Raw genomic sequence first — 5,109 nt, forward strand, 5'->3', positions numbered from 1 at the left:
CCGCAGGACGGTGTCCTGCGGCCGGGCCGCCCGCTGCTCCCCGGGTCAGCCCGGGTTGCCCGCGTGGGTCAGGGTCTCCCAGGCGGTGAACAGGTTGTCGGTGCCGGCCGGGCGCCGCTGCTCGGTCAGCGCCTGAGTGTTGTCCATGCCGTAGCCGAGCCGGTTGTGCAGGGCGTTGAAGCCCACCTCGGTGACGGGGCCGAGGCCCCGGTCGAGGGTGCCGCCGCAGAGCCAGGACGGCACGGCCGCCCCCAGCTCGTACTTGGACTGCAGGCCCAGTGCGTGCCGCAGCCGGTCGGCGACCTCGGGGTAGAGGTCCTGCCCCTGGATCCGGCTGGTCTCGGCCACGTGCGAGATCGCCGCCAGACCGTAGCCGGTGTGGGTGAAGTCCCGGCAGGTCTCCTGGGTCAGGCCGTCGACGAAAGTGCTCTGGCCCTGCCAGTAGTTGACGATCTGGTCGCGGGTACTCAGGCCGCTGCCCGGTGCCGTCCTCGGCAGCGCGCCGTCCGAGGCCAGGTAGATGTACGCGGGCACCCGGCCCCGGAACTTGGCCACCGCCTTGTCGTAGACCGCGCGGTCGTCGAGGAAGACCGCGATGCCGATGGTGGCCTCGGTCATGCTCAGCTCCCAGTTGCCGTTGCTGTTGGAGCCGTTGACGACCTCCGGGAGGTAGACGTTGCGCAGCATGCCGGCGAACCGGCTCACCCTGTCGGCGGGCCACCCGGTGTACGTGTACCGGATGATCTCGGCGGCACGCGGCCAGGTCGAGCCGGCCCAGGCGCTCTGCAACGGGGCGTTGCTGTTGGTGTGGTCGGTGACGGTGGCGGACCAGGCGTCCATGATCTGGACGGCCTTGGCGGCGTACCGGCTGTCCCGGGTGATGTACCACTCCAGGGCCAGCGTGTAGGCCGCCAGCGCGTCCTCACGCTCGTCCGTGCAGCCGTAGTTGGGGTTGGAGTACGAGCCGCACTCGACGACCGCGCGAGGCTTGGCGGTCCGGCCGAGCGAGGCGTACCTGCTCGCGTGCATCTGGTCGTAGGCGGCCTTCCAGGGCTGCGCACCGGCCTGGACCTCGGTCCGTGCGAAGTCCAGCTGGGCCCGGCTGACCAGCACCCCGGGATGGGTGAAGGCGGCCGGGGCGGCGTGCGCGGCGGGGGCCGTGGTCAGGGCGGAGGCCAGCAGGGTCAGCAGGCCTGCCAGGGCGGGCACGAGCCGGAGTCGTCGGTTCACCGCGGAGTCCTTTCCGAGAGAAACTGGCGCCTCATCAGGCGGGCAGCAGCCACTGCTGGTTGGCGCCGCCGAAGCAGTCCCAGAGCTGGAGTCGGGTGCCGTTGGCCGAGCTGTTGCCGACGGCGTCCAGGCAGCGCCCGGAGACCGGGTTCACCAGCGTCTTGTTGCTGCCGGCCTGCCACTTCTGGGCGGCGGTGCCGTTGCAGTCCCACAGCTGGATCAGGGTGCCGTTGGCAGTGCCGGCGCTGGTGGCGTCCAGGCACTTGCCGAGGGCCTGCAGCGAACCGTCCGCCGCCACCGTCCAGTTCTGGGCGGTGGTGCCGTTGCAGTCGTAGAGCTGGACGGCGGTGCCGTTCGCGCTGGAGGCCGCCGCGATGTCGACGCACTTGCCACCGAAGCCGGTGATCCGGCCGGTCGGCCGCGGGGTGCCGGTGCTGCCGCCGGTGATCCCGTTGAAGGTGCTCGCGAACTGGTACGCGCTCTGCGGGGTGCCGCTGCAGGTGTCGGACAGGGTGCCGTTCGTGGCGCAGGCCTTGTCCCGGCCGAGCGCCCAGAAGGCCAGCAGCTGGATGCCGTTGGTGCGAGCGAAGTTGGTCAGGGTGGTGGCGTTCGCGGTGGTGAACACCTCGTTGGTGGTGTCGTTGACCCCGATCATCGGGGTGTTGCCCTCCATCGCCCACAGCTGCTGGGAGGTCTTGGTGGTCCAGATCTGGCCGAGCTGGGTGTGCAGCGCGGTGGCCGCGTCGGTGGCGGCCTTGCCCATGTCGAGGCTGGGGCCGTAGTCCATGGTCATGATGTTGACCACGCCGACGTTCAGGCCCCGGCTCTTCGCGTTGTTCAGCAGGCTGATGGAGTTGGCCTCCAGGCCGGTCGGGTTGACCGGCAGGGTGTAGTGCACGGCGAGGTTGCGCCCGGCCGCCGCGTAGTCCTGCTGGAGCGAGGCGAGGGCCTGGTTGCGGCGGTCGTTGGCGGCGGTGTCGCCGAGTGCGCCGCCCTCGATGTCGAGGTCGATCTTGGTGAGGTTGAGGGTGTCGACCACCCGCTTGTACTGGGCCTTCAGGCTGCTCACCGACGTACAGGCCTGGCCGAGTTCGGTGCCGGACGCGCCGCCGAAGGAGGCGATGACGTCGCCGCCGGCCGACCGCAGGCTGTTGATCGCCGACTGCCAGCCGGCGTCGGCGATCGAGGTGTTGCCGTTGAGGGTGGCGTTGCAGGTGCCGTCGCTGATGACGAAGGCCAGGGTGAAGTACTTCAGGCCGGTCGCGGTACGGGCGTTGGCGAGCGCGCTGGGGGAGCCCCAGGTCTCGACGTAGGGCGCGGCGTACTGCGCGGGGAAGCCGGGGCCGGGGTTGGCGGCGGCGCTCGCCTGCGGTGCGGCGGCCAGCAGGGTGCCGGCGGCGAGGGCGAGCGGTACGGCCAGTGCGGCCAGGCGCGAGGGGCGGGGCATGGCTGTCCTCCTGGGGACCATGTGGGGGGTTGGTCGTGCGGAGAGCTGTCCGAGCTGTCTGACAGGCGCTCAGACTTCGCCGGTGGGAGGGCGGGCGCTGCCCGGGTGCGCTGCCACGCAAGGGTGTGGTGCGGGTGGCGTGCTGCCCGGGGATCGGTGCCGCTCGGCTTGGGACCGGAGTCAACTAGACGGGGGGACCTGCCGTCAAGAGCTATTGATTGGAAAGGTTACTAACCATCCCCGTTCCAACTGATGAACGATCAGCCTGCGGTTTCTCCGCGCGTCGTGTTCACAAGTTGACGATGATTGGTAGAGACCAAGCCCTTGACGCTGGAAGACGTCCAGGAGTTGAATCACACCTCGACGCCGCGGCCTTCCCCTGAGGCCCTCCCACCGGCACGCCCCCACCTTCGAGGCACCGCGCCCGCACCCGCGGGCGCAACCCCGTCGTGCCTCGGCTCACCGGAATGCGGAGTCGACATGCCCAGCATGCCCACGCACCCATCTGCCCAACGCCCCCTGGCCCGCCGCGTCACCGCGGGCCTGCTGGCCGGCACCCTCGCGGCGGCCGGCCTGCTGGCCGGCGGCGGCACCGCCAGCGCCGCGAACGAATCGGTCTCGGTCTGGCTCACCACCACCGACGACGCCGGCGGCCGCCACGTCACCCGGGGCCTCCAGCAGCAGGCCAACACCGCCTTCACCGCCGGCGCGGGCAGCGGCGGACAGCTCATCACCGTCGACGAGTCCACCCGCTACCAGCAGTTCACCGGCGGCGGCGCCTCCTTCACCGACACCGCCGCCTGGCTCCTGAACAGCAGCGGCGCGCTGTCCGCCGCCACCCGCGACGACACCATGCGCAAGCTGTTCTCGCCCACCGACGGCATCGGCCTCTCCTTCGTCCGCAACCCGATGGGCTCCTCCGACCTGGCCAGGTACGGCTACACCTACGACGACCGCCCGGCCGGGCAGAGCGACCCGTCCCTCGCCAACTTCTCCGTCGCGCACGACCAGGCCGACGTCCTGCCGCTCACCAAGCAGGCCCGCCAGCTCAACCCGGCGCTCACCGTGATGGCCTCGCCCTGGACGGCGCCCGCCTGGATGAAGGACAGCGGCAACCTCAACGGCGGCTGGCTCAAGGCGGAGAACTACGGCAGCTACGCCCAGTACTTCGTGAAGTACCTGCAGGCCTACCAGGCCCAGGGCGTGCCGGTGAACTACGTGACCGTGCAGAACGAGCCCACCTGCTGCGCCGGCTACCCGTCGATGAGCTGGAACGGCTCCGGGCTCGCCTACTTCACCAAGACCAACCTGCTGCCGGCCCTGGCCGCGGCCGGACTGAGCACCAAGGTCCTCGCACTGGACTGGAACTGGGACCAGTACGCGAGCTACGCCGCGCCCACCGTGGACGACGCCGCCGTCCGCAACCACCCCAACTTCGGCGGCCTCGCCTGGCACGGCTACGGCGGCGACGTGGCCACCCAGACCACCGTGCACAACCAGTACCCCGCCACGGACGCCTTCGACACCGAGCACTCCGGCGGCACCTGGATCGGCAACCAGCAGCAGGAGGACATGCGCAACATCATCGACTACACCCGCAACTGGGGTAAGTCGGTGACCAAGTGGAGCCTCGCCGTGGACCAGAACATGGGCCCGCACTACGGCGGTTGCGGCACCTGCACCGGCTTCGTCACCGTCCACAACGGCGACGCCCGCAGCGGCCAGGTCGACTACACCGTCGAGTACTACACGATGGGCCACCTCACCAAGTTCGTGAAGCCCGGGGCCTACCGGATCGCCTCCACCGCCAACTCGGCCGTCCCGAACGTCGCCTGGGTCAACCCCGACGGGTCGAAGGCACTGATCGCGTACAACGACAGCGGCAGCGCGCAGAACGTCCGGGTCAACTGGGGCGGCCAGAACTTCACCTACAACCTGCCCGCCAAGACCTCCGCCACCTTCACCTGGAACGGTACCCCCGGCGGCGGCCAGGGCGGGGGCGCCACCGGCCAGGTCACCGGCCTGGGCGGCAAGTGCCTGGACGTCGCCGCGGCCGCCACCGCCAACGGCACCGCCGTCCAGCTCTACGACTGCAACGGCAGCGCCGCGCAGAACTGGACGCTCGGCGCCGACGGCACCGTCCGCGCGCTCGGCAAGTGCCTCGACGTCACGGGCGCGGCCACCGCCGACGGCACCAAGGTGCAGCTCTGGGACTGCAACGGCTCCGGGGCCCAGCAGTGGACGTACTCCGCCGGATCGCACGACCTCGTCAACCCGGCCGCCAACAAGTGCCTGGACGCCACCGGCAACACCTCGGCGAACGGCACCCGGGCGCAGATCTGGACCTGCACCGGCGCCGCCAACCAGAAGTGGACGGCTCCGGTCGCCTGACCACCACCCCCGTCCGGCCGCCGCGGTGACACCGCGGCGGC

3 protein-coding genes are annotated in these 5,109 nt (G+C 70.7%); 1 reads left to right on the top strand and 2 read right to left on the bottom strand.

What is annotated here, in order from left to right; genetic code table 11:
• Positions 1-45: 45 nt before the first annotated feature.
• Both ACFUK0_RS39355 and ACFUK0_RS39360 read right to left on the bottom strand, forming a co-directional pair.
• Complete coding sequence (locus tag ACFUK0_RS39355; protein ID WP_380258757.1) at positions 46-1,230, bottom strand: alginate lyase family protein; 1,185 nt, start codon at positions 1,228-1,230, stop codon at positions 46-48.
• A gap of 34 nt (positions 1,231-1,264) precedes the next feature.
• Entirely contained in the window at positions 1,265-2,677 is a 1,413-nt protein-coding gene (locus tag ACFUK0_RS39360) for a ricin-type beta-trefoil lectin domain protein (RefSeq protein WP_380258759.1), read from the bottom strand.
• Between the two features lie 489 nt (positions 2,678-3,166).
• On the opposite strand from ACFUK0_RS39360, the gene ACFUK0_RS39365 reads away from it, so the two are divergent.
• Complete coding sequence (locus ACFUK0_RS39365) at positions 3,167-5,068, top strand: ricin-type beta-trefoil lectin domain protein (RefSeq protein ID WP_380258761.1); 1,902 nt, start codon at positions 3,167-3,169, stop codon at positions 5,066-5,068.
• Positions 5,069-5,109: the final 41 nt, after the last annotated feature.

This window comes from Kitasatospora sp. NPDC057223 (assembly GCF_042669755.1).
GTDB lineage: Bacteria > Actinomycetota > Actinomycetes > Streptomycetales > Streptomycetaceae > Kitasatospora.